Annotated in this window: 17 protein-coding genes and 3 pseudogenes; 8 read left to right on the top strand and 12 right to left on the bottom strand. The window is 45.0% G+C overall.

Annotated elements, in window-relative coordinates; translation table 11 throughout:
* Window positions 1-15: 15 nt before the first annotated feature.
* The 7 genes and pseudogenes from sds to iscB all read right to left on the bottom strand — a co-directional run.
* The gene (sds, locus tag MiSe_RS14365; RefSeq protein WP_226580508.1) at window positions 16-993 is read right to left on the bottom strand and encodes a solanesyl diphosphate synthase; all 978 of its coding nucleotides are present in this window, start codon (window positions 991-993) and stop codon (window positions 16-18) included.
* Window positions 994-1,857: 864 nt separating this feature from the next.
* Window positions 1,858-2,688 (bottom strand): glutamate racemase, encoded by an 831-nt coding sequence (murI, locus tag MiSe_RS14360; protein WP_226580506.1) that lies wholly within the window; start codon window positions 2,686-2,688, stop codon window positions 1,858-1,860.
* A 162-nt stretch (window positions 2,689-2,850) separates the two neighbouring features.
* The gene (locus tag MiSe_RS14355) at window positions 2,851-4,665 is read right to left on the bottom strand and encodes an N-acetylmuramoyl-L-alanine amidase (protein WP_226580503.1); all 1,815 of its coding nucleotides are present in this window, start codon (window positions 4,663-4,665) and stop codon (window positions 2,851-2,853) included.
* A gap of 86 nt (window positions 4,666-4,751) precedes the next feature.
* Window positions 4,752-5,456, bottom strand: a pseudogene (locus MiSe_RS14350) (HNH endonuclease); the annotation flags it as partial.
* Between the two features lie 153 nt (window positions 5,457-5,609).
* A complete protein-coding gene (gene ltrA, locus MiSe_RS14345; protein ID WP_226580501.1) occupies window positions 5,610-7,298 on the bottom strand; it encodes a group II intron reverse transcriptase/maturase in 1,689 nt (562 codons plus the stop codon).
* A 255-nt stretch (window positions 7,299-7,553) separates the two neighbouring features.
* Window positions 7,554-7,754 (bottom strand): hypothetical protein, encoded by a 201-nt coding sequence (locus tag MiSe_RS14340; protein ID WP_226580498.1) that lies wholly within the window; start codon window positions 7,752-7,754, stop codon window positions 7,554-7,556.
* 137 nt (window positions 7,755-7,891) lie between these two features.
* Window positions 7,892-8,461: pseudogene (gene iscB / locus MiSe_RS14335) on the bottom strand (RNA-guided endonuclease IscB); the annotation flags it as partial.
* A gap of 626 nt (window positions 8,462-9,087) precedes the next feature.
* Here iscB and MiSe_RS14330 point away from each other — a divergent pair.
* The 7 genes from MiSe_RS14330 (at window position 9,088) to MiSe_RS14300 (ending at window position 17,798) form a co-directional block, all read left to right on the top strand.
* Window positions 9,088-10,242 (top strand): radical SAM/SPASM domain-containing protein, encoded by a 1,155-nt coding sequence (locus tag MiSe_RS14330; protein WP_226580495.1) that lies wholly within the window; start codon window positions 9,088-9,090, stop codon window positions 10,240-10,242.
* Between the two features lie 39 nt (window positions 10,243-10,281).
* Window positions 10,282-11,307 (top strand): hypothetical protein, encoded by a 1,026-nt coding sequence (locus MiSe_RS14325; protein ID WP_226580492.1) that lies wholly within the window; start codon window positions 10,282-10,284, stop codon window positions 11,305-11,307.
* 9 nt (window positions 11,308-11,316) lie between these two features.
* Window positions 11,317-11,805, top strand: a complete 489-nt coding sequence (locus MiSe_RS14320) for a hypothetical protein (protein WP_226580489.1) — start codon at window positions 11,317-11,319, stop codon at window positions 11,803-11,805.
* 88 nt (window positions 11,806-11,893) lie between these two features.
* Window positions 11,894-12,796 carry a UbiA family prenyltransferase gene (locus MiSe_RS14315; RefSeq protein ID WP_226580486.1) on the top strand — a complete coding sequence of 301 codons (903 nt, stop codon included), beginning with the start codon at window positions 11,894-11,896 and terminating at the stop codon, window positions 12,794-12,796.
* Window positions 12,797-12,942: 146 nt separating this feature from the next.
* Window positions 12,943-15,546, top strand: coding sequence for a PEP/pyruvate-binding domain-containing protein (locus MiSe_RS14310; RefSeq protein ID WP_226580484.1), 2,604 nt, complete (start codon window positions 12,943-12,945; stop codon window positions 15,544-15,546).
* Between the two features lie 100 nt (window positions 15,547-15,646).
* Complete coding sequence (locus MiSe_RS14305; protein ID WP_226580481.1) at window positions 15,647-16,780, top strand: BtaA family protein; 1,134 nt, start codon at window positions 15,647-15,649, stop codon at window positions 16,778-16,780.
* 73 nt (window positions 16,781-16,853) lie between these two features.
* The gene (locus MiSe_RS14300) at window positions 16,854-17,798 is read left to right on the top strand and encodes a GNAT family N-acetyltransferase (RefSeq protein ID WP_226580479.1); all 945 of its coding nucleotides are present in this window, start codon (window positions 16,854-16,856) and stop codon (window positions 17,796-17,798) included.
* Window positions 17,799-17,969: 171 nt separating this feature from the next.
* On the opposite strand, the gene MiSe_RS14295 is transcribed toward MiSe_RS14300, so the two are convergent.
* From MiSe_RS14295 to MiSe_RS14275, 5 genes and pseudogenes are all read right to left on the bottom strand, one after another.
* Window positions 17,970-19,955 (bottom strand): ArnT family glycosyltransferase, encoded by a 1,986-nt coding sequence (locus MiSe_RS14295; RefSeq protein ID WP_226580476.1) that lies wholly within the window; start codon window positions 19,953-19,955, stop codon window positions 17,970-17,972.
* Between the two features lie 131 nt (window positions 19,956-20,086).
* The gene (locus MiSe_RS14290; RefSeq protein ID WP_444980496.1) at window positions 20,087-20,380 is read right to left on the bottom strand and encodes a zinc ribbon domain-containing protein; all 294 of its coding nucleotides are present in this window, start codon (window positions 20,378-20,380) and stop codon (window positions 20,087-20,089) included.
* Window positions 20,381-20,439: 59 nt separating this feature from the next.
* Complete coding sequence (locus MiSe_RS14285) at window positions 20,440-20,697, bottom strand: transposase (protein WP_264196498.1); 258 nt, start codon at window positions 20,695-20,697, stop codon at window positions 20,440-20,442.
* A 69-nt stretch (window positions 20,698-20,766) separates the two neighbouring features.
* The gene (locus MiSe_RS14280; RefSeq protein ID WP_226580470.1) at window positions 20,767-21,138 is read right to left on the bottom strand and encodes a hypothetical protein; all 372 of its coding nucleotides are present in this window, start codon (window positions 21,136-21,138) and stop codon (window positions 20,767-20,769) included.
* 690 nt (window positions 21,139-21,828) lie between these two features.
* Window positions 21,829-22,348, bottom strand: a pseudogene (locus tag MiSe_RS14275) (cation:proton antiporter domain-containing protein); the annotation flags it as partial.
* 159 nt (window positions 22,349-22,507) lie between these two features.
* Between MiSe_RS14275 and MiSe_RS14270 the strand changes: the two are divergent.
* Window positions 22,508-23,260, top strand: coding sequence for an SIMPL domain-containing protein (locus tag MiSe_RS14270; RefSeq protein WP_226580467.1), 753 nt, complete (start codon window positions 22,508-22,510; stop codon window positions 23,258-23,260).
* Window positions 23,261-23,682: the final 422 nt, after the last annotated feature.

Raw genomic sequence — 23,682 nt, 5'->3', positions numbered from 1 at the left:
ATGGACGATCAAATCCTAGTAATGACGACTCAGAGCGTAGTCAGCGATGCTAACCAAAGCTTGACGGTACTCGGAGGGCGGTAAATTGACTAGGTGTTCCACGGCGAGTTTAGCTTGAGCGGCGGCTAATTCGCGAGCCCGTTCGATACCGTGACTCGCTTCGATCAGCGCCATCCCCTGCTCTAAATCCCCAGGGTTAGAAAACTCGCGTTCGATCAGCACTTCCAGATACGGTTCCTTTTCCAGGGCAAACAGGACGGGTGCTGTCAAATTGCCGCTGATTAGATCGGAACACGCGGGTTTACCCAACGCTTCTGTAGAGCCGGTGAAATCCAGAATATCATCGACCACTTGGAACGCCAAACCCAGATGACGCCCATAGCTGTAAGCATGTTCAGCCATCTCGGCAGACACGTCGCTTAAAACAGCGGCTGCCTTAGAGCTGTTGGCAATCAGAGAAGCCGTTTTATAGTAACTCTTCTCCAGATAAGCCTCAAACGATAAGCTGGAGTCGAAGCGATTGAGTCCTTGCTGAATTTCCCCCGTTGCCAGATCCATAATCACTTGCGACAGGAGTTTGACCACCTCCAAGTTATCCAGATTCGCTAGATACCAGGAAGATTGGGCAAACAAAAAATCGCCCGCCAGTACGGCGATTCGGTTACCAAACAAACTGTGAACCGTGGGAACGCCGCGACGCACAACTGAATCATCTACCACATCATCGTGTACCAGGCTAGCCGTGTGAATCATTTCCGTAATTTCCGCTAGCCGTCGATGACGGGGGGTAATGTCTTTATCCTGCATCCGCATCATCGCCCGCGAAATCAGCAGGACGATCGCAGGTCTTACCCGCTTTCCCCCCGCGCCAAAAAGGTGTTCCGCTGCCGCAGACAGGATAGGATCGCGGTTGCCAACAAGCTGCTTGAGGTTTTCCGACAGCAAGCGCAAGTCTACTTCTACAGGGGAAAATAGGGAAGTCGCTGAAGTCATGGATCTGCCGGTTCGGGTGTGATTTTTACGAAATTTAACATATTCTGTACTCATTTTAAGCGAAGCCTCTCCTAGATGGGAATAAGCCGGTTGAGGTAAGGGGGGCCAGGGGGGATCCGCTGGCTCTACCCTACGGAGATCGCGGACAACTACGAGAAAACCGCATCCACAGGGAGAGGCTGACTCGATGAGTCTTTACAAAAAATTTGTAGAATTGTTAAGCATTTTGGGAAATAGTATCGAAAAGCCGAGAAGCTTGTGGTAGTCTAGATATTAAGGATTTAAAAAAAATTCAGATACTTGCTCCCAAACAGCCAGCAGTAGCTGGTAAACCAGGGTGCTACAGAGGGGCTGGTTATTCATACGTAGGGGTAGCGCAAAATTTGCGGCTGCTGTTACTGCTTATTAGTCCCGGAGAATTTGTTCCTTAAACAAATTCTAGGTTTGGCGCGGCAAAGTTTCTAAGCGCAGCCTAGAGTTCTACATTAACTTGAGACAGCATTTGGAGGCAGCTATGTTTCCAAAGCTTGCCTTGTATGACAGATGTCAGAGGGCTCGCCCACGCGGCGACGAGCTGACAAACCTTTATTGCTATCAAACTTGACGTCCCTCTATTTTACTCGTAACTCAATTATGGTTTACCACGATATGCCTCTAATGATTCCCTTCCTGGCTACTGGTTATTTATTAGCGATTTATGCGTTGTTAATACTTGCTCAACGGTCAAGGGAATGGCGACGCCCGTAGGATTGATTAGTTTAGCTTGAACTAAAGATGAGAAAATTTGATCATCTTTAGTTCCCAGCTACCAGTAGCTTTTAAATTTGACTCTCGGCAATCTAAAATTAAACCGCTGCGTTGCAGTTAGTCGATCGATTCGATCGGTACTGACTGCAATGGCATCGGCACAGGCAAGCACACCTGCTCAACCGCAGGGGTACAACCCAGCCACTGTACCGATAATCGGGCAAACTGTTGCGGACAACCGCTGACGCCGAAGCGCGTCGGTTTTGCGCCTTGGTGATTTTTCAGTCCTAATAAATCTAGTTCTTGAACTGCCGCTGCCACGACGTGGACGGCTGGATCGACCAGCGTCACAGTTTTTGGTAAAATCCTGCGCAGAATGGGTGCTAGGTGGGGATAGTGGGTACAGCCATACACCAGCGTATCAATTTGCTGCTGTAGCAATGGCTGTAAATATTCCTGGGCGATTTCGTAGGTGTAGGGGTCGTTGATGCGGTTTTGCTCGATCAGCGGCACAAACGCCGGACAACCGACTTGCCAAACTTGCACCTTGGGGTCAACTTCTTGAATGGCACGACGGTACGCATTGCTAGCGGCGGTGGCGGGGGTGGCAATCACGCCGATGCGCTTGCCAACGGCAACAGCAGCCCTCGCGCCTGGAAGGATTACCCCTAAGACCGGAAAATCGAATTCGCAGCGCACGGTTTCCAAGGCCAGGGCCGAACTGGTGTTGCAGGCCATGATTGCCATTTTAACACCTTGCTGCTGCATCCACAGGAGGATTTGGCGCACAAACTGCAAAATTTCTGCCTGAGAGCGGTTACCGTAGGGCAGCCTTGCGGTATCTGCAAAGTAAAGAATCGATTCGTTGGGAAGTTGCCGGTACAGTTCTCTTAAAACGGTAAGACCGCCAACGCCGCTGTCAAAAACTCCAATCTTTGCAGTTGTCATGTGTCAATTATCCTTTGTCATTAGTAGGGGCTTTAGCACTTGCATATCCATCTATCGATCTGACCCACCGATGGGGGCGCAAGTGCGATTGCCCTTCGAGGTCATTCGTCATCAGTCATTAGCCTGCCGACTAAGCACTAATAACTAATGACTGATAGTTAATTAGAAATTTTGCCGAATGTAAAGGAGAATGCCGCGAGCAATCGCATCTGCCATTTGGCTGCGAAAGGCTGGATCTGACAGCTTGGGAGCATCAATATACCCCGTGACAAAGCCAACTTCCACCAAAACAGCAGGCATGGGATTATTCCGCAAAACAAAAAATCTGGCTCGCCGCACGCCGCGATCGCCAATGTTGACGCTTTGCAGAATGCTAGCGTGGATCGTCCGCGCCAGATCCTCGCCTATACCGAAATGATAGACTTCGATTCCATTTACGTCGGGGCGGTTCCGATTAATGGCATTGGCGTGGATGCTGACAAACAAATCCGCATTCGCCCGCTTGGCAATTTGCACCCTTGGTGCTAAGTCAACGAAATAGTCACCCCGGCGGGTCAATACAACTTGGATGCCTTGTTGTTCCAATTGGCGAGCCACCTGTAGGGCGATGGGAGTAATTACGTCTACCTCGCGCAATCCTCCAATGCCGATGGCGCCCGGATCGCGACCTCCATGTCCGGCGTCGATCACGACCACCATGCGTCCATCGTTACGAGAAGATAGCATCGACCAATCGCTGCCGATAGTTGGGCGATCGCGTAGCGTCCCCCCAGGGTAATTGCGAACACCAGGTCTAGTAGGCGGCAGCAGCACCGTTCTAGAGTTAGTTAATGGCAGGGATAACAGTTGAGGAGAAGGCTGATTGATTTCGCCCAACTGTACCCCAGCAGCCGGTTGCACTAAGATCGCAACTGTGGAAGGGTCTTCCTGGCGCACGCGCACCCGCAACACTGGACTATTGCGACTTGGACGCGGTTCGTCAACATCATCGTCGAGTGTCGCACCAGCAATCGCGATCCGGAAAGCACCGGAGGCGCGATCCCAGCCGCTGGTGTAAGTAAAAGGCTGATTCGCTCGCACCAGCAATTGATTTTGGCTCAATTCAACCGATTCAATCCTCACCTGTCCAGGAGTATAACTGCGCGACGCTTGTTGCGGGCCGGTAGCAGGTAACAGGACGACGCCGCCTAAATTGCTGACACTTGCCTGCCAGTTTGAGTTATCGTCGGTCAACTGTAACGTGACGCGGGTGACTGGGGGTGAGTCTTCTAATTGACCGAGTTGGAGGCGACTGACGCCAAACCGATCCACCGGAAAATCTCTTTGGGATAGGCGAGAAGAGATAACAGCACCTTTGAGGTCGATTTCCACAGTGCGATCGTCCCTTCGCCTCACCCTCAGTTGTGGGTTACCCCCGGTGGTCCGGATAAAAAACCCATCGGGCGTTACCTGAACATCCTGGACTTGAGTTTCCCCAGAAGCCGTCAAAGGAGTCAAAGGAGTCAAAGCAGTCCGTGGAACGGGTGGCTGTTCTAAAATAGCAGCAATCCCAATCGATGCCCTGTTGTTATTGCTAGATGGCTCCACAGGTTGGGGCGTTGGTAATTGCACCGTCCACTGTCTGGGAGAGGTACCCCGGAAGATTACCTGCTGAGGCTCTAGGGTAAAACCAGGTTTCAGTTCAATCACCAAGCGCGTCGTGCGGCGATCTACCCGCCCCACCCGTATGGCTTGAACTGCTGCACCCAAGGACTGATTGCTGAGCGTGCGGCGATCGAAAGTAGTACCGGGCAAGTCTATCACCAAACGGGTGGGATTGAACAGCAGTCTAGCTCTCGGTTGAACGCCTTCATCTGTTGTAAAGACCAGCCGATTCTGATCGGCATCAAACTGCATTGATTGCAGTCTTCCTGCTGAGGCGGGAGTTGACAGCAGCACCAGGCTCAAAGTACTGGGTAGTAGCCAGCGGAATTTCACCTTAAACCTCCGGGAGTATGGAGAGCCACCCATCTTTTAAGTGGGGGATGAAATACTTAAGGAGCGGTTTTAACCGCAGTGAAAGTTCAGAAGGCATAACTATAGCCATCCTTTTTGTGAATTGACTTGCAATATTTGTGGCTGATTCCTGCCACTCTTCCAGATTTAGTTGCAATATCAAAACTGCCTGATGCGGGGCACAAAATCCGCCCTACATAGGAGCCGATTTTCTTTCCTGCTGTAACGGTCGCCTTGACGATATCGCCAGTCTGAAAGCCTTTGTGAACTTGTGTCCGCAATCGGTGACGAGTTGGAGGGCCAAACTTGTCAGTGCCGCAGATTTGCCGCGTTCCATGTCCTTTTGCCGCAATCAATAAAGGCTTCGAGATCGGCACTTCAAGTAACTCAACTTGACCCACACACGCGGCGTCTAACCAGTGCGCTTTAGGTAGTCTAAACCTTGTCCGGTTGAACTTGGTTTGTCCCCCCGTTCCCGTTGCCACTGGCAATCCCGTTTGTTTCAAAGCGTCGAGCAATGCCCATCGGGTTGAATTGACTGCCGCCGCATCTTTTAGCGGGGACTTGGCTTGCTTGAGAATGCGATTGAGCGAGTCAGGCAGGCCCGATAGAAAGTCTCGAATATCTTGATTTCCCTTGGCTTGATTGCACCAATGACTGGCAATCGTGAGATTGGAAACTCGGTCGGAGCCACCTTTTGATTTGGGGTGAATATGCTCGACCTCAAACGGCACATTTTCAATCGAACAATACGCACAACGACGATTCCACTTGGTAGGGTCGAGTGGGGCATCGCTACCCCACCCTCCCTTGCAGAACCGGACATGCCCGTTTCCGTGCATCCGGATCCTCAATTGTTTGGCACTTGTCATGTGTACCTCATTTCCATTTGAAGGATTAGGGGATGGGCTGGTATTCATTGCTGTTTACTTCCCATGCTTTAGAGTCCCGCATCCCGTGAATTTCTTCTTGCAGTGCCGATGAACTGCTGTTAGATTATTTGGCTTGTTATTATTTCGGTTTTGGTCGATGTGGTGAACTTCTAACAAGCTTTCTGTGGAGAAATAATGTCCACAGTGGGAGCAACGCCCCTTTTGCTCAAACAGCAGTTTGGCAACCTGTTTTGGGGTTTGCGGATACATTCCCCTTCTTGTACTCCAGTAGACCCAATCTCCGTCATACGGGCTTTTGTCTCCCTTCACTTTGATATGTCGGGTGATTTTGGTGTCGCCATGTTTGGCTAACCAGTGTTGCCCATCCTTGGTGGCAAATGTCCATGACATTCCGGGCTTGGAATGCCATAGGTTTTCCATTTTTTCGTGACGGTAGGTTCCCCATCCTCTGATTTGCTGATATACCAAGTGGTCTGCTAGCTGGAATATGTCCTTGCTACAGACTGTTTTGTAGTAGTTTGCCCATCCCCTAATCATGGGATTAAGAGTAGCAATCAAAGCGTCTCTTGAAGATCCCTTATGTCTATTAATCAGCTTTACTAGCTGTTTGACGTGGTTTTTCAGCTTTTCTTTGTGCGGAGTGATGATGGTTTTGAACCCTTGTTTAGAGGCATGTTTTCCGACCTCATACTGTTGAATGGAAAATCCGAGAAATGAAAATCCGTGCTTTCCATTTATTTTCTGAAGTGTGTGAGACACGCTTGTTTTTTCAGGTTTCAATTCCAAACCCATGCCTGTCAGCCAATCCGATACGATTTGCTGACAGGCATGGATGACTTGCAGATCTTTATGAAGGATCGCAAAGTCGTCCGCATAGCGGATAACGCTTAATGCCATACGCTTGCTTTTCCAGCTTTGTTGCCGTCCATAGATGTTTTTGTCATCTCCGGTTTCTGCATACTGCATCAAGTGTTCCTCTAGTCCATGAAGGGCAATATTGGCGAGAAGTGGGCTAACCACGCCGCAAGGCGGAGTTCCTTCTTCTGTGGGAAAGAGTGTTTCACCGTCCATAACCCCAGCCTTAAGCCAACTTTTGATTTGTCGGCGAATGTTAGGGGTGGCATTTAGCTTTTTCAGCAATGCATCATGGTTGATTTTGTCAAAGCATCGGGCTATGTCAGCGTCCAGCACATATTTTGGCTTTTGCTTTATGGCTCCGTATATTGCTTCGATTGCATCGTGGCATGAGCGTCCTGGTCGAAACCCAAATGAATTTGGCTCAAAGAGAGCTTCCCATTCGGGTTCCAATGCCATTTTCACTAGGGCTTGCAATGCTCGGTCGTACATAGTCGGTATCCCTAGAGGTCTCATCTCTTTCTTCCCAGGTTTTGATATCCATACCCTACGAGTTGGATCTGCTTTACCTGAAAGTTTGAGCGTTTTGACCAGGGTTAGTCTTTGGGCTGGATTTAACTCTTTGTGTCCATCCACGCCTGCGGTCTTCCGTCCCTGGTTCTCTTGGGTAACTTTCCTGACGGCTAAACATTTAGCTGACCAGGATCTGATCAAGGTCTTTTGAAGCCTTTTGACTGTCCGATAATCCTCCCGCCCAGAGGCTTGATAAATGCGTTTTTGCAACTTGAAGGTTGCCTTCTCCAGCTTGTGCCAGGGAAGGCTCTTCCATTCCACAGTAGTTTTTACCTCTGTATTAGACTTATTCATTGCTACTTACACCTTTATCGTCCAAACAACTGTGAATCTGTCGGCATATCCCTGACATTACTCAGGGCATTGGCTTCTGATTCAATCCCACCCCCGATCGCCATCTGGTTAGCACCTACTTAGTAAATCGACCTTTCTAAGAGGTGATAGAGGGTTAACCCGTTCCTGGTGTCCATTGGTTGAATCTTTAGAGCGATGCTATCCACCGGGTTTGTTGGGAAGGCATACTGGTCGTCTTAGAAACACGCCAGCCCCTTATCCTTGCCCTTTTGGGTCTCCCAGCGTAATCAACCTAATTTCGCTGGTTATACCTAACGGCGGTTCAGCCACATCTTTGCTTTCGCTGCTCATGGATTCTTGCTCGAAGGGATTTCGACTTAGGTTGCCGATTACCTCCTTTTCGCCCCGCTTTACCCCTGAAGTTGCTAATTTCTTGGGTAGGGGTGATGCTGTCATCACTTGCGTCTGTGAGGAGAGACTTTCACTCTCATGAACACCAAGTTGTCAAGGTTCGTAGTGAGATTTAGGCACTCACTATTGACCTATGCCGCCAGTCCCCCGTGATACGGTTTATGACGAACGGGTCGCACGTTCAGTAAGTATTCTCTGACCTCGCAGCCTTGCAATTCTCCCTGCTGATACAACACCCCTGAGATTTCAGGATTCTGCATCAGTTGTAGGTCAAATCTGACTAGCTCTTGAACAATTGAACTGATAGGTGCCAGTCGAATGAATTTATTGACCCATGTCATCGTTGTTTCAACCCGATGCTGAAGGCTAGGAGCCAACCACCCACCAGGACTTGTGCGGTTGAGGAATCGTGCTTTGCGATATCGGGCCTTACGGCTTCGTCTTCCTCGTCGCAGTTGACGACGGGATAAAAGCGCATCCTTGATTTGTTGACCCCGATGTTGTAGTTCGGCAAGAAAAATGATTTTCTTGCCGAACTTGATAGCAATTCCCGTGACTTTGGAGCCTGGATCTAGTTTGAGTTCCAAGTCCTGTACGGTGACATCGGTATAGGCTTCTTTCAGGATGATGCAGAACGGATAGCGACGAAACACGGCGGCTTTCCCCTGAGTTAACAGGTGACGTGCCGTACCCGGATGCACTGGACTGAGCGGTCGCTGATTCGTATCAACGACAAATACAAAATTGGACATTGAGAATCTCCGTAGAACGGGTAATGTTCGCTTCGCCAATGTTTTCTAAGCTTTTTGCACCAACCGCACTGTTCCAGTGACCTTAGAACTGTTTAACGATTAGCGACAGGGCAAGGGACTAGCGACGCATCCCAAGGTGTCATGACTTAAAAAACGTAGACAAGGAAAGTCTGAGGCTGGTCAGCACGGCTTCAAAACTTACGCCTCTTGCCCCGTCTATGGGAGAGCGGGGTTGCTGATTCTCGGTTTCTCCTGTTTTAGGTAGCAACAGCAGCAGATTGTTTGCTAGTCACGTCGGGTGGGGGTTGGGAGTTGTATAAGTTCACAGTTGAAACTGGGTTGAACAATACCATGATTTGGCAGCAGCTGGTGACGATCGATCATCACCTCTCGCTAAAAAGTGCGTGCATCGCAACTACGAGGGGCTATACACCCGCTCGGAGCTTCCTACTTCTGCCTCAACGCTTTTATACTTGCAATACCGAACCACAGTTTTTTCAGCTTTATGTTTAACTATTCTTTTACTATCAAAAACAAAGATTAAATCATTGCGATCGCCAAAATTATCTTTAAGATCTGTGCTTAATATGAAACCAGGAGGAATTTATTTAATTTAAATATTTGTCATGCACTCTTTTTTTACCAACCTCCGCCTCAAATGGTTTTTAGCTACTAAAGCTTTAGATTACAGTCAAGATTTTGTCAAAATACTTTACAAAATCTACTTAAATCATAACAAAATTATACATTTCCGCAACGGCTATCCAGTGTATTCTTTATCAACGCCAGCATTATTCAGCAAGCCAGCGTCTAATTTTATTGCTCGCGCCTTATATCGCACGATTCAAAATAAAAACTTGCCCAACTTGATGAGTTTTGCTGTCAACGATATCTGCAACGCCGCTTGCGAGCATTGTAGTTTTTTTACAGCGGTAGAAGAAAAAGATAGAAATATTTTAACGCTAGCCCAAGCGAAAAAATTAATTAAAGACGCGCAAGATTTGGGAGTGTCTGTGATTAACTTTGTCGGAGGCGAACCGCTGTTAAGAAAAGACTTGCCAGAAATAATAAAAGCCGTTGATAAAGATTTATCGACGACTATTATGTTTACAAACGGCTGGCATTTAGAACAACGAGCAGCAGAATTAAAAAAAGCCGGATTGGATAGCATTTATATTAGCATTGATGCGGCTACTCCTGAAAAGCACGACCAATTCCGCCAGCAACCGGGTTTATTTAACAGAGCGATTAGAGGAATTGAAAAAGCTAAAAAATTAGGATTTTCCACAGGAATTGCTACAACTATAACCCCTGAAGCTTATCACGATGGAGAATTAGACAGAATTGTCAAATTAGGGAAAAAGATCGGGATTCACGAAGTGCTGGTTTTTGATGCATTACCGACTGGAAGATATAAAGAACGGCAAGATTTAGTAGATAATAATGACTGGATAGAAGAGATGATTCAGTCAGCTAAAAAATACAATCAAAATCCCAGTTATCCGGGAGTAGTTTTCTTTGGGTACTTTACCAGTCATCGTAGCGTTGGATGTTCCTGCGGTACGAGTTACTTCTACGTTTCTCCTTACGGGGATATTATGTCTTGCGATTTCAATCATGCTAAATTTGGCAACATTTTAGAAGCACCGCTGTGGAAAATCTGGGAAAGGTTGACTACTTTACCCGAATTTTGTCAAGCGAAGTGGGGAGGATGCAAAATTAAAGACTCGGAATTTCGCCAAAAAGAAACAGTATCCGGCGGAAATTTAAACGCTCCCTAAGCAATTAGCAATTAACAATTAGCAATTCCCAATTACCCTATGATGACAACACTTTATTACCCGCTTTTAGCCAATTGCAGCTTCGATAAAAATGCTACGTTACCCATTATTTTGTTTGAGGCTTTTATATTTGCTGGGGTGGGCGCAAGTTTTTTTATACTGCGGAAAGTCAAAGATAAAATATGGCTGCGATTTTTGGTGATGAGTGTGGGAGTGTTAATTTTTGAACTATTCACTTCTCCCATGTGGAATAACTACAAAATGGGACAGTGGGCGTATGTTTACCACGATGTTAGTTGGATTTTGACGATTGGCTGGACATCGTTGATTTTGAGTGTTGTGCTGTTAGTAGATAAGTTTTTAGAACATTGGAAAGAATGGAAAAAATTTGGGGTTGATCTGGGAATATTAACCGCGCTAATTATACCATTAGAAATGATTGTTGTAAATATCGGGGTTCGCAGTTATGCTCCTGAAGTTTTACAGGCTATTTCGGGCATTTTTATCTTGGGAGTGCCGATAGAAGTGCTTTACTATATACCTGTGTTTACGGGATTGGTCATCGCATTTTATAAGTATTGGAGTTTTGTGATTGACGACGAGTTGTTAATACCTGTAAAGGGTAGAAAATGGTGGCGAAGTTTGTTGATTGCATTTCTAGGAGTGTTTTTATTTGAAGTAATGATTGAGCCGATGGTGAGGAATGAAAAATTTCCGCAGTGGTCTTATGTTTTTCACGATATTAGTATAATACTGATCGCAGCGTGGGTGCTGATAATTGGAGTAGCAGCGGTAGCGATCGCCAGATTTTTCATCCACTACCCTATCATCCAAAGATTTGGCATTGCTTTGATGATTACCAGTGCCTTAGTTTGGCCTCTAGAGTCTTGGCTAATTATCAATGGTTACCGGGTTTATGGCGAAACTGCCGTTAAAAGTTATATTGGTTTCAAGACACCAATTACTAACCTACCTGTGGAAATAACCTTTGCCATACCTTTCTATATGGCTTTGATTATTGCTTTCATTCGCTATTGGGAAACAACGCTTGATAATCGATTATAAGGTGATGAAATGAACGAAGAAAAAAGATTTCTATTTTTTAGGGGAGAATTGTCCGTAAACAGTGTAGCTGTAGGTAGTGTAGTTCTTTTGATTTTGATGGCAGTAACGGCTGGAAGCATACAAGCTGCTGTATCTATGTTAATTTCATTAACAATTTGTACGCTAGGAATTGGGCTAGTAATTTGGCTTTGCTTTGCCTGGTTGATAGGTATAGTAATAGTAGGAGGTATTTGGGGAATTGTGAAGTTTGCAGGTATAGTCACTGAAAATCTTACCTCAACCGAGGGAGAAACGAGCGGTGAAAGTCGCCCGCAAGAAAGGTTATCTACTACAGAATTAGCTTTGGTTGATTATACGGTAAAAGCAAAGGAGCGTGGTTTTAGCGATACGCAAATTGCTAGCCGCTTGCAATCCCAAGGTTGGAGTAATGAAGAAATTGAACTAGCGCAAGGACTGGCAAATGTGAATCTAAGGCGAAGATTTGAAGGGAATGAATAATAAACTTCTTTGTTTGTAGTAGGGACTTTAGTCCCGCCAAAGTTCGCAAATAAGGACTAAAGTCCTTACTACAAACCAATTAAAATATATGGTTAATCGATGGTGGGTTTATCAAAAAGAACGCTTCCCGGTTCTGAAACATGGATTGCCGATTGCAGTTTTTAGTATTTCGGCGGTTAGTTACTCGGTGCTGATACATGGGAGGAGAATGCCGAGTATAGCTGCAATGGTGGTGGCATTTGTCAGCGTGTTTCTCTTCTTTTTACAAATGCGAATCGCGGATGAGTTTAAAGATTTTGCAGATGATGCGCGATACCGTCCATATCGTCCTGTTCCTAGAGGTTTAGTCAGTTTGCGCGAGTTGGGTTGGCTGGGTGTTGGGACTGCTATTATTCAGCTAGGTTTGGCTTTTTGGCTATCACCGAGTTTGGCTTTGTTGTTGGGTTTGGTGTGGTGTTACTTTGGGTTAATGTGCAAAGAATTCTTTGTGCGCGATTGGTTAAAGGTGCATCCTTTGGCATATATGTTGAGTCATTTAGTTTACGTACCGCTGATTAATTTGTATGCAAGTGCTTGCGATTGGTTAGTTGTGGGAAATGCACCGAATGCTAGGATTTTTTGGTTTTTAGGGGCGAGTTTTTTTACCGGGACGGCAATTGAAATTGGGCGGAAAATTCGTGCGCCTGAAGGTGAAGAATTCGGGGTAGAGACTTATAGCGCGATTTGGGGAATGGGAAAGGCTGTGGTAGCTTGGATGTGGGTGTTGGGGTTGAGTGCGATCGCCGCCTCCATCGCCGCATCCCAAATTAACTTTACCACCCCGGTTAGTTGGCTTTTAGGCATATTATTGGCTAGTGTGGTAGGGGTAGGGTGGCTTTTTCTGCAAAAACCCGTTACCAAACGCGCTAAACTGATCGAGGCAATGACTGCACTGTGGACGCTGCTTGTATATCTCTGTTTAGGTATTGTTCCGCTTTTGTTGCGTTTGTAAGTATCTGGCAGACTCAAGTCTGCCGCTATACAAACAAAGCCTGCCTACGCAGGCTATTCTTATCTCTGTGGTTCGTTGATTGGGTATTCTTCTGGGGGGAAGCTAGTAAGATATTGGGCGAATTCTTATAATTAAACGGATTTCAAATGAAATATATTATTCAGTTGGAAGATAAAGAAAAAGCATCTTTAATGGGAGGCAAGGCTAGGGCAATTGCACAATTGCAAAGCGAAGGTTTTCTGATTCCCAATGGGTTTGTTGTGTCTGCCGCAGCGTTTGAAGATAGCGTCAATACTCAACAGAAGTTTGACGAAACCTCATTGCAACAATATAAGGCAATTCAAACAGGGTTGGTAACTGTCCAACCCAGGGAAGCGGTGCAATTAGAATTGCTGCAAGCTTTAGCTGAACTTTGTCCGAATGCAGAACTGTTGGCGGTGCGTTCTTCTGCGAGTGATGAAGATGGAATGCAGCATTCTTTTGCGGGGCAATTCGATAGTTTTTTGCACGTAAAACCGGCAGATGTAGTCGATAAAATAGCTGCGGTTTGGCGATCGGGTTTTAATATTCGCGTCCTCAATTACCGTCAAGAACTGGGTTTATCTCCCATTCCCCATCCACCTGCTGTGCTGATTCAAAGAATGGTGAATGCGGAAGTTTCTGGAGTAGCTTTTGCTGCCGATCCGGTAACGGGAAGAAGGAGTATAGCAGTTGTTAGTGCAGTTCCAGGTTTAGCGAGTTCTTTAGTATCGGGAGAAAACGACGCAGATACTTATCGTGTCGATCGAGAAGGGTCTATTATTGAACGTCAAATTATTGGCGAAAAACCGATTCTTAAGGATAACCAAATTTTAGCAGTAGCGGAGTTGGCGCGTCAGGTAAGCAAATATTTTCAAGTTCCCCAAGATATTGAATGGGCAATTGAAAGCGGGCAACTTTACCTATTGCAATCTCGCCCGATTACTGCCCTGGCGCAAATGCCCGATCCAGACGGGATATTTAACTTGTGGGATAACAGCAATATTGCTGAAAGTTATAGCGGCGTTACTACACCGCTTACCTTCAGTTTTGCTCGTCGTGCTTATGAGGAAGTTTATCGTCAATTCTGCTACTTTATGGGAGTTCCGACGGATACGATAAATCAGCACAACGATACATTTAGCCGCATGATTGGGCTAATTCAAGGCAGAGTTTATTACAACCTGCTGAGTTGGTATCGCGTTTTAGCTTTGTTGCCCGGTTTTAAAGTAAATCGGCGGTTTATGGAACAAATGCTGGGGTTAAAAGAATCCCTACCAGAAAGTATTGTCTCGGACTTACATGCCGCTACCTGGCAAAATCGCTTGCAAGATAGTTGGCGACTGTTAATGACAGTTGTCGGTTTAATAAAAAATTATTTTCTACTACCTCGTCGCCGTCGGAAATTTTATCAAAGGTTGGCTAAAGCTTTGCCGCCACAATTTAATATAGAAGCATTACGCACCGATGAGTTAGCGGCTTATTACCGTCACGTGGAACGTCAACTGATAACTCGCTGGGATGCGCCTTTAATTAACGATTTCTTTGCGATGATTTTCTATGGGGTTTTGCGCCGCATGACCGAACAATGGTGCAAAGATAAATCCCTCACATTGCAAAACGATTTAATTGGCGGCGAAGGCGGAATTATTAGTACAGAACCGGCTCAAAGAATGCTAGAGATGGCTGGATTGATATCAGAAAATATAGTTTTTGTCAATTTTTTGATGGACGAATCTTTAGAGGTAATTTTGTCAGCGATGGAACGGGTTCCGCAGTTTAAATTGCAGTATCAACAATATTTGGAGAAATTTGGCGATCGCTGCTTAGAAGAACTCAAACTAGAAAGCCCCACGCTGCACGATGACCCCTTGCCTTTATTGCGTGCTGTGGGACAATTAGCACAGGTACAAACAACCGAAAAACAAAATAATTTACCCAAAGAAAATCCATTAAGAAAGGCGGCAGAATTAAAAGCAAGAAGGGGGTTGAGGTCTAATCCAATCCGCAAATTATTGTTTAACTGGGTGCTGAAAAATACCCGCCACCGAGTGCGCGATCGCGAAAATTTACGCTTTGAACGCACCCGCGTTTTTGGTCGCGCCCGTCGAGTGTTTGTAGAATTAGGAAAGCGGTTTTATGCCCTGAATTTAATCGAGGATTGCCGCGATATTTTTTACTTAGAAGTCGAGGAAATATTGGGATATATTGAAGGGACGGCTACCTGTACAGATTTGCAGGGATTGGTAGGGGTAAGAAAGGCAGAATTTGCCAAATATAGGGAAATGCCAGCACCTGCCGATCGCTTTGAAACCCACGGCATTGTTTATCAAGGATTGCAATTTAAAAACCACCTTTCCCCGTCCCCAATTACCGATTCTTACTTGCAAGGAATTGGCTGTTCTCCCGGATTGGTACGAGGTTCCGTGCGCGTCATTTCCGATCCAAAACAAGTCGTAGGAGAAGATAAAGGCGAACCCCTAAAACCAGGTACAATTTTAGTAGCAGAACGCACCGATCCGGGTTGGATTTTACTCTTTCCCGCCGCCGCTGGGTTGTTAGTAGAAAGAGGTAGCTTGCTGTCTCATGCTGCTATTGTCGCACGGGAGTTGGGAATTCCTGCGATTGTCTCCATTCCCGGCGTTACCCAATGGTTAAAAGACGGCGATTGGGTAGAATTAGATGGCAGTACCGGAAGAGTTTGCAAAATTAACGTAATGGGTAATGGGTAATGGGTAATTGCTAATTGCTAATTGTTGATTTGTGGGAAAGGTAACCTACAAGATAGTTTCCTCAATCTGAAATCTAAAATCTCAAATCTGAAATTTTTTAATGCCCAGTGAAATCGCACTTACTGCCAATTTTTCTCATATCCGTTACGCTCAATGTTGGGAAGATGCGGATATTCTTCTAGATGCGCTTGATATTCAACCTCACCAGGTTTGTTTGTCTATCGCTTCTGCTGGAGACAATACGCTGGCGATGCTCAGTCGCAGTCCAAAACGGGTAATTGCAGTCGATTTAAATCCCGCTCAAATTGCTTGTTTGGAACTGCGAGTAGCAGCTTATCGAGAATTAACACATCCAGAATTGTTAGTGTTAATCGGGTCGAGAAACTCTTTAGAGGAACCCGAAGAAAATCATGCCAAAGTTGCTAAACTTAGAACCGCTCTCTACCGGCGCTGTCGCTTGCAACTATCGCCCACTACTCGTGAATTTTGGGATGTGCGTTTGAATGCTAACGCACAAGGCATCGGCACACTTGGAAAATTCGAGCATTATTTAACTATATTCCGTCGCTACATCCTGCCCCTAATTCACAGTCGCGAGGATATCATCGCCTTTCTCAGGGAAGATAACTCTGAAAACCGAAAATTTTTATATGAAAAGCGGTGGAATAATTGGCGATGGCAGCTTTTATTTCGAGGGTTTTTCTCGCAATTTGTACTGGGGCGAATGGGACGCGATCCCAGTTTTTTCAAGTATGTCGAAGATAATATTGCCTCGCATCTTTTGCAACGTACCCGTTATGCAATTACCACTCTAAATCCTGCTGAAAATCCCTACCTGCATTGGATTGTCATGGGACAACATTTGAACGTGCTTCCCTACGCCCTACGTCCTGAAAATTTCGAGGCGATTCGTACTAACCTCGACCGTTTAGAGTGGCACTGTATCGCCATTGAAGACTTTCTAGATACATTGGAAGAAACCACTATCGATCGCTACAACTTGAGCGATATCTTTGAATTAATGTCTTTGGATAACTATCATCAACTGCTAAAAAAACTGGTACGAGTCGGGCGCAGTAAAGGTCGATTAGCTTATTGGAATCTATTAGTTTCTCGCAGTCGTCCAGAGTCAATGGCTCATTGCTTGCAACCTTTGAGCAATTTAGCTTATCATCTCTATCAACAGGATAAGGTGTTTTTCTACAAAAATTTTATATTGGAAGAAATTATTTAATGGGTAATGGCGTTCCCAGGCAGATCCAGGGAACGAGGGTAATTGGTAATTGGTAATAGGGGGAAAGATTTTTATGCAGGAAATAGGACACACTATCGATGAGGAATTACCAGAAATACCCGATGCTCATTGGGTTTTGATTAGGGATGATAGCGCTGAGGGCAAGATAATCGGACGTTGTTCTTTATGGTGGCAAAATATGCCTCCTTACCTTAACCACCGCGTGGGATTTATCGGTCATTATGCAGTTAAAGATGCGGCGACAGCAACTCAACTTTTACAGCAAGCTTGCGAACAATTAGCCGCGTTTGGCTGTACTCTGGCAATAGCTCCGATTGATGGTAATACTTGGCAGCGCTATCGACTGCTGACCGAACGGGGTACGCACCCAGTCTTCTTTCTCGAACCGGATAATCCTGATGATTGGCCTAGTCATTTTTTAGACCAAGGCTTTACACCCCTGGCTCAGTACAGTTCGGCGTTGAATACAAACTTAAGTTATGTCGATCCGCGACTAGAGCGGGTAGAAAGCCGATTGCACAAGGCAGGTGTGGAAATTCGCCCGATAAACTTGCAGCGGATTGAGGCAGAAATGCATGGGATTTATCATGTGGCAATCGCCAGCTTTCGCGGTAATTTTCTTTACACGCAAATCACAGAAGCCGCATTCGTTGCCCAATACCGTCCCCTATTACCCTATCTCAATCGGGAGTTAATACTAATAGCAGAAGATCGCCACAACCCAGTCGGATTTCTATTTGCAATTCCCGACTGGCTGCAAGCACAACGAGGAGAAATTGTCAACAATATTATTATTAAAACTGTTGCAGTTTTGCCCAAACGAATTTACGCTGGTTTGGGTAATTTGTTAGTAGCAAAATGTCAAACTCGCGCCTACGAAAAAGGTTTTACCCGTGCCATTCATGCCTTAATGCACGATGCCAATCCTTCGCGTAATTTAAGTCGCCGCTATGCTCAAACAATCCGCCGCTATACCCTATTTGCTAAAAATATTTAGGTTAGTTTGTAGTAGCGCAGAGATCGAATACAGCGCTACTACGAACGTGAATTAGTTGTGTTCCGACTCCTGAGTTGCTTCTACAGCCAAGGGGTTTGTAACAGCACCATCCCAGCTATTTTTCGTTTTGCGTAACTAAACTTTACAGAAAAAATCGTAATATCGTGCCGCTTATGATTTTGTTAACACACTTATATAGCCCGTTTCGGATGACCATTCTCGTCGGTAAGTAACTTGATTGAACACCATTTTTTCATTGGAATTCTCCTTGATAGAGCTAGCTCTAACAGAAATAATTGCACAAGGAATAAAGTTATTAAAAGGATAGACATTAGATTTTTTATTGGAAATATTTTGGACGTTAATATGTTGCATCCAAATAATTTTACTGTGTTTATTATGTAAAAGAGGCCAGAGTGGATATTCCCAATATTGATTACCCACATTAATGCCTGTTCCTAAAGATAGTCCAATGTTAGAACAGTTTTTAGATAGAACAAATTTCGTGGCTTCTACATAGGGCGCTTTCAGTTGAGGTCTATTGATAAAGTATTGTTCGATTCTACTCATGTTAAAAATATTAGCTTCTGCGGCAATTGGTCTAAATTTATTACTAAAAACCCACTGAAATGACGTAATAATAAGAGTAACGACGATTGCATTAGTAATAATTGCATTGGGAATCTGGGAAAAGACTACTCCAAAAAATGCTGAAAATAAGACGAAAATAGACAAATGATGACGGCTTTGATAAGGTTGAAGTTTGAGGAGTAGGCAGAGCATTATAAACGCGCTAATAGTAACTAATAAATAAGTAATAATTATTTTTTGTTTTCGGATTTTTTTATTAAGTAAGCCAAAGCATACCGACACAAAAATCAGCCACAAATGAAGTGGATTTCCTGCTACATTTTCATCAAATGATAAACCCGGAACTCTATAAGAACCAGGGGGATAAGTCGTGCGTGGATCGTTCATATCCACACCGATAAAGACGTGGATAACACTAATAATTTTGGCGATGATTCCAGTTAGTGGATTAACCCATTTTTCTACTCCAAGGTGACGGACAATATCACTGTGTAAGGATAAGTTTCTCAGACTATTAGAGAGCAGAATTGGCAGGCTAAAAGCTTCAATTTTATATTCTGATTCAAAGTTTTTAGGTGTACCAAGTAGGGTGAAAAATAAATCTAAGTTACGTAGGTAATGGGAAATATTCAGAACAAAAAAAATGGTGGCAACCAATAAAAGTGGTTTCCAAATATTCCAGCGTTTGCGCTGGAACATTACCCAACTTAACCAAACCATAAAAGGGAAGGAGTAGATATAACCTGATGATTTTGTCAAAATCGCTAAACCTAAGCTAGCACCAATGAAAAAAAGAGGATATTGCTTGTTTGTTGCTTTTACGGTCAGTAAAACATAGTAAGCTAGGCAAACTAACCAAAAAGCTACAACATAGTCATTTTGAGTACTCGATCCTTGAAGAATTCCCATAGGAATTGTAGCGCAGAAAACAGCAGCAAAAACTTGACCGCGTACATTAGCTCCCAGTTCTTTGGCAATCAGCGATACACCAATAATGCTGCCAATCATGCTAAACCATTGCACAAAATTGGCAAAGCGATCGCCACCGCTGAGAATCTGCAAATGCATAATGGTAAACTCTGCAAAAGGTGGATGAAATAACTGCGGTAAATTGTAGGTTGGGTAATGAGCAACGCTTTGGTTTTGCATCCAATGAACGACACGGCTCATGTGATAAGTCATCGAGTCCCATGTATTAGGGGGCGCTACGAAAGCAATTAACCCAACTGTGACAGAAATAAAAACTACCCCTAACAGTAAAATTCCTAGAAATGGTGAATTTAGATTCCTAAAAACACGCAAAATTTTATTGAGGCGATAAGTTTGTTTATTTGATTTTAACCGCTGATAGTAAAGAATTCCTAACCCAATAGTTAATAATCCCCATACTCCCAATACACAGCCAAATGTCAACAGTCTAAATAGACTTAAAAGCTCAGTTGCTCCTATGATAAATACACTCAAAACCACAGCAGACGATAAGATTGCACGACGCCAGCAGTGATATTCTTGTGCAAAAATACTGACTAGAAGTATCAGTGATATTTTCGGTAGAAAAACCAGCATATTTACTCTTTTTATGTGCTATTAACAATTTGTATCAACTGTTTATTTTTTTACTGGCTGCCACAGTGTAGTTTGAGTTTTGCTAACAGGTGTTGTGCAAGACAAAACTTACTCAAATCAAGTATGCAAGCTTAATTCGACGGAAAGCTTCCTGCTTCAACCTTTGGGAGTCGGATCCAACAGTGTCCCCAGGCGTAAATTCCGCGCTTCTTGCACGTACAAGGGTTCTGAGGGGCATTTTCCAGATTGATCGCAGCATTTAGATCGCGCTCGATGGAAACGCCACACTTACCGCATTTGTAAATACGCTCCAACAGAGGCATTGGTTGAACGTTCCCGCAGCACGAGCATGTTTTAGAGGAAGCGAACCACCTGTCAACCAGTTCCACTTTTGTCCCAAAGAATATCGCCTTGTAAATCAACATTCTTCGGAATTCATAAAATCCCAAGCTTGAAATAGCTTGGGCTAATTTTTGATTAGCTATCATCCCAGCGACATTGAGATGTCAGTCGTGGTTTTTTGCCAAAAGTCTCGCCTGATATTAGCGATCCTCGCGTGGCTTTTTGCCAATCTTTGGTAGTACTTTAAGGCATTGAAAGATGCTTTGATTCCTTGACTGCGGTTACCCAATCGCTTGTTGCGGTTCTGCCACTGCTCCTTACTTAGCTTGGTTAGAGCTGATTTCAGGGTGTGTGGAGCAACAATTTTAGAGCCGTCTGACAAGGTGGCAAAGCATTTAATACCTAAGTCGATACCAACCGATTCAACTGGGTGTAGAAGCGGTGGAACTTTGTCAATATCGAGTGCAAATTAAACGAACCATCTGTCTGCTACTCTGGAAATAGTGAATGTTTGACTTGAACAAAGGAATGGAATTCTTTTCTTGAGCCTGTATTCTCCTAAACCGGGGATAGCGATCTTCTTGCCTGAGTGCAGCACCTGACGATGAGTGAACGGAATTATCGGTTCACCGGCCTTGTAAACGCCGGATTTCTTCAGAACTGTGAAACTTTCTCCCCTCTTCTTAGATTTGAATCGAGTCAAACTAGAAGAGCCTTTACGCCATCGGTCAACAGCTAGTGCTAAATTTCTTAGTGCTGATGAGTAGATGCCTGATGGGTATTGGTTCATCCAAGCGTATTGGGGCTTAGTTTTGACCTGGTTGGTTTTGACTTTCTCCATCTCGGCTAAGCGCTTGGAGTCGGTAGCAAGGATTCCCTCGCATCCCCACGATTGGGTAAGTAGCGATAGCCCTTGCGTTGTACACTAAGCGGCTAAAACCAGCGCAACCCGCAAGTTTTGAACGCTCAAAGTTATTGAGTTTTAGCTCTAACTTCAGGCTATACGTCCCTACTGCTCCAATAATGGGCGTTAGGTTGTGAGGGAAATACCAAGGATTAAGCCGAATAAGTAGAAAACTGACTACCTAGTACTACGTCTGCCCCTTCCATGTGGAAGTGGTCTTTATCTGATAACGGCATATCCCCACATCTCGCTTTTGGCATGTTTAGACCACCCTTTCGTTATATTACCATATATTTCATTTGACATCAATAGCGATTTTTTCTGTTTCAACTTGTAGTATTATATATATATCTGTAGAAAAAAAAATTAAAATATCCCGAGTACTACAAAAAGTAATATCAAAAAAGACCCTGCTACGGCTTAAACGATTTGATTATCCAATATTTCACCAAGCAATAAGGCTGATTATTCCAGAATCAGGAAAAGTTTTTTACCAGCTGAGATATTTTTTTGTTCATAAATTAATGGAGTAGGCTTTGATCTACAAGCGACGACTTTTGCGCTCGCGAGGCGAGCGCAAAAGTCGTTCGGAGGATGCCTGTACCTGACGCGGCAGCAGGCCGCTGTAATCATCAACCCCGCCGTAGCTAAAGCAAACGGTACTGCTACCCCGACACATGGGACGACAGTTGCTGGGATACCGACTGCTATCAGTTCCTTTAAATTCGATTCCAGACCGATTTCAAACAGCAGGATGATCGCACCCAACTCAGCCAAAACAGAAATTACTTCACTTTGAGCTTTAAAAGTAGCTTCTGCGGCGGTGGGACTTAAACCCGCCGTTGTTTGCAGACACTGCATCAACAGCGAGTTGGAACTATCAACTCCGCCTTCTGGAAATACCAGCAGATGTAAAGCATCCCACTAGGACGCCACCCACCAGTTCGCCTAAAACGGGGGGTAAGCCAAATTTGTTGGAGATTTCTCCACCCACTTTGCTGGCAAAATAAACAACAACTAAACTCAGCAGCACTCCTGGTAGTAGCATCAATGTATCTTCTGATTCAGTTGCTACTGCTAGCAGCGGGAGTCCCAAAGCTGGGAACGAGTTGGTGAAGTGATTCATCCATGTCAATGCGTCAACCATTAGTTGCTTACAAATCAATTCTTTCCTAATGTACAAATTTCTTTACAAAAATCGCGCTCGCTTGAGGACGTGGTTACAAAAAATGTAACGGCTGAAACTGTTTGGTTCCTGGGGTGGCAGATTAGAAAAGCAAAGCCTAGTCTAAAAAGAAGTAAGCTAATGAATCCTATCTTTTCCGGCTGGTATCGTTTACCTGCTATTGGTTTAAGCTTATACTTGCTGAATCTGACAGTGCCCCATCCGGTCATGGCGCAAGATCTTGGACAAACTCAACGTCCGATAGTGCGATCGCTCTCTGTAACAGGTCGCGGCGAGGAAACCATCCCCGCTACCATCGCTTTGGTGCAGTTGGGTGTCGAAGTCCAAGGTAAAAATGCTACCGGAGTACAACAAGAGGTGGCGCGACGGTCGTCTGCGGTAGTCGAGTTGTTGCGATCGCGCAATCTGGAAAAGCTGCAAACCACTGGTATCAGACTTAACCCCAACTATACATTTGAAAACAACGTGCAGCGCCTGACAGGATACACAGGCGTCAACACGGTGAGCTTTCGCATCGATACCCAGCGAGTGGGAAATTTGTTAGATGAAGCCGTTAATGCCGGGGCGACGCGCATCGACGGGATTAGTTTTGTCGCCAGTGAAGATGCGATCGCTACCGCTCGACAACAAGCTCTGCGGGAAGCAACCCAAGAAGCCCAACAACAAGCCGATGTTGTTTTAAGCACCTTGAACCTATCGCGTCAGGAGGTTATTGGGATACAAATTAACAATGCGTTTGCACCCCCACCACGATTCATCCCTCGTGCTGTCGCTCCTGGTATGGGCGATATAGCTGCAAGAGAACTGTCTACGCCAGTGATTGGCGGCGAACAGCGAGTCGAAGCTACCGTTACCCTGCAAATTCGTTACTGAAGAATGTGGAAGAAGGGGAAGCTAACAGCCCAGAAAGCCCAAAAATAAATTTCGCAGCTTTTACAGGACTTAAGCACGACGAGAAAAGAAACCCAGTTTCGACCGTCGATCTCTTCCAAACCAACGATTTTTCGCAGAAACCGGGAATATGCGCGTCATAAATTTCGCAGCTTTTAGCTAAATTCAGTTAAAACTGACTGGAATATCCCTCCGGTTCTGTGACTGGGCAGGTATTACCCGCACCTACTGATTTTCAACCTATTTTAACAGGTTTTGTAGTAGCACGGCCTAGATCAGTTTGGATTTCTAGCCAAAGATTGTATAATGCCGTGCCCCTGATTTTCAACCTTTAACAGGTTTTGTAGTAGCACGGCCTAGATAAGTTTGGATTTCTAGCCAAAGATTGTATAATGCCGTGCCCC

This window comes from Microseira wollei NIES-4236 (assembly GCF_020521235.1).
Lineage (GTDB): Bacteria > Cyanobacteriota > Cyanobacteriia > Cyanobacteriales > Aerosakkonemataceae > Microseira > Microseira wollei.
The sequence above is the reverse complement of the archived record's forward strand: the minus strand, read 5'-3'. Positions and strand labels throughout refer to the sequence as shown.

Bases quoted from the DNA above. Each gene is read 5' to 3' on its own strand.
- sds (WP_226580508.1), bottom strand. From the start codon at position 993: ATGACTTCAGCGACTTCCCTATTTTCCCCTGTAGAAGTAGACTTGCGC.
- murI (WP_226580506.1), bottom strand. From the start codon at position 2,688: ATGACAACTGCAAAGATTGGAGTTTTTGACAGCGGCGTTGGCGGTCTT.
- ltrA (WP_226580501.1), bottom strand. From the start codon at position 7,298: ATGAATAAGTCTAATACAGAGGTAAAAACTACTGTGGAATGGAAGAGC.
- MiSe_RS14340 (WP_226580498.1), bottom strand. From the start codon at position 7,754: ATGACAGCATCACCCCTACCCAAGAAATTAGCAACTTCAGGGGTAAAG.
- MiSe_RS14330 (WP_226580495.1), top strand. From the start codon at position 9,088: ATGCACTCTTTTTTTACCAACCTCCGCCTCAAATGGTTTTTAGCTACT.
- MiSe_RS14325 (WP_226580492.1), top strand. From the start codon at position 10,282: ATGATGACAACACTTTATTACCCGCTTTTAGCCAATTGCAGCTTCGAT.
- MiSe_RS14320 (WP_226580489.1), top strand. From the start codon at position 11,317: ATGAACGAAGAAAAAAGATTTCTATTTTTTAGGGGAGAATTGTCCGTA.
- MiSe_RS14315 (WP_226580486.1), top strand. From the start codon at position 11,894: ATGGTTAATCGATGGTGGGTTTATCAAAAAGAACGCTTCCCGGTTCTG.
- MiSe_RS14310 (WP_226580484.1), top strand. From the start codon at position 12,943: ATGAAATATATTATTCAGTTGGAAGATAAAGAAAAAGCATCTTTAATG.
- MiSe_RS14305 (WP_226580481.1), top strand. From the start codon at position 15,647: ATGCCCAGTGAAATCGCACTTACTGCCAATTTTTCTCATATCCGTTAC.
- MiSe_RS14300 (WP_226580479.1), top strand. From the start codon at position 16,854: ATGCAGGAAATAGGACACACTATCGATGAGGAATTACCAGAAATACCC.
- MiSe_RS14295 (WP_226580476.1), bottom strand. From the start codon at position 19,955: ATGCTGGTTTTTCTACCGAAAATATCACTGATACTTCTAGTCAGTATT.
- MiSe_RS14290 (WP_444980496.1), bottom strand. From the start codon at position 20,380: ATGTTGATTTACAAGGCGATATTCTTTGGGACAAAAGTGGAACTGGTT.
- MiSe_RS14280 (WP_226580470.1), bottom strand. From the start codon at position 21,138: ATGGAGAAAGTCAAAACCAACCAGGTCAAAACTAAGCCCCAATACGCT.
- MiSe_RS14270 (WP_226580467.1), top strand. From the start codon at position 22,508: ATGAATCCTATCTTTTCCGGCTGGTATCGTTTACCTGCTATTGGTTTA.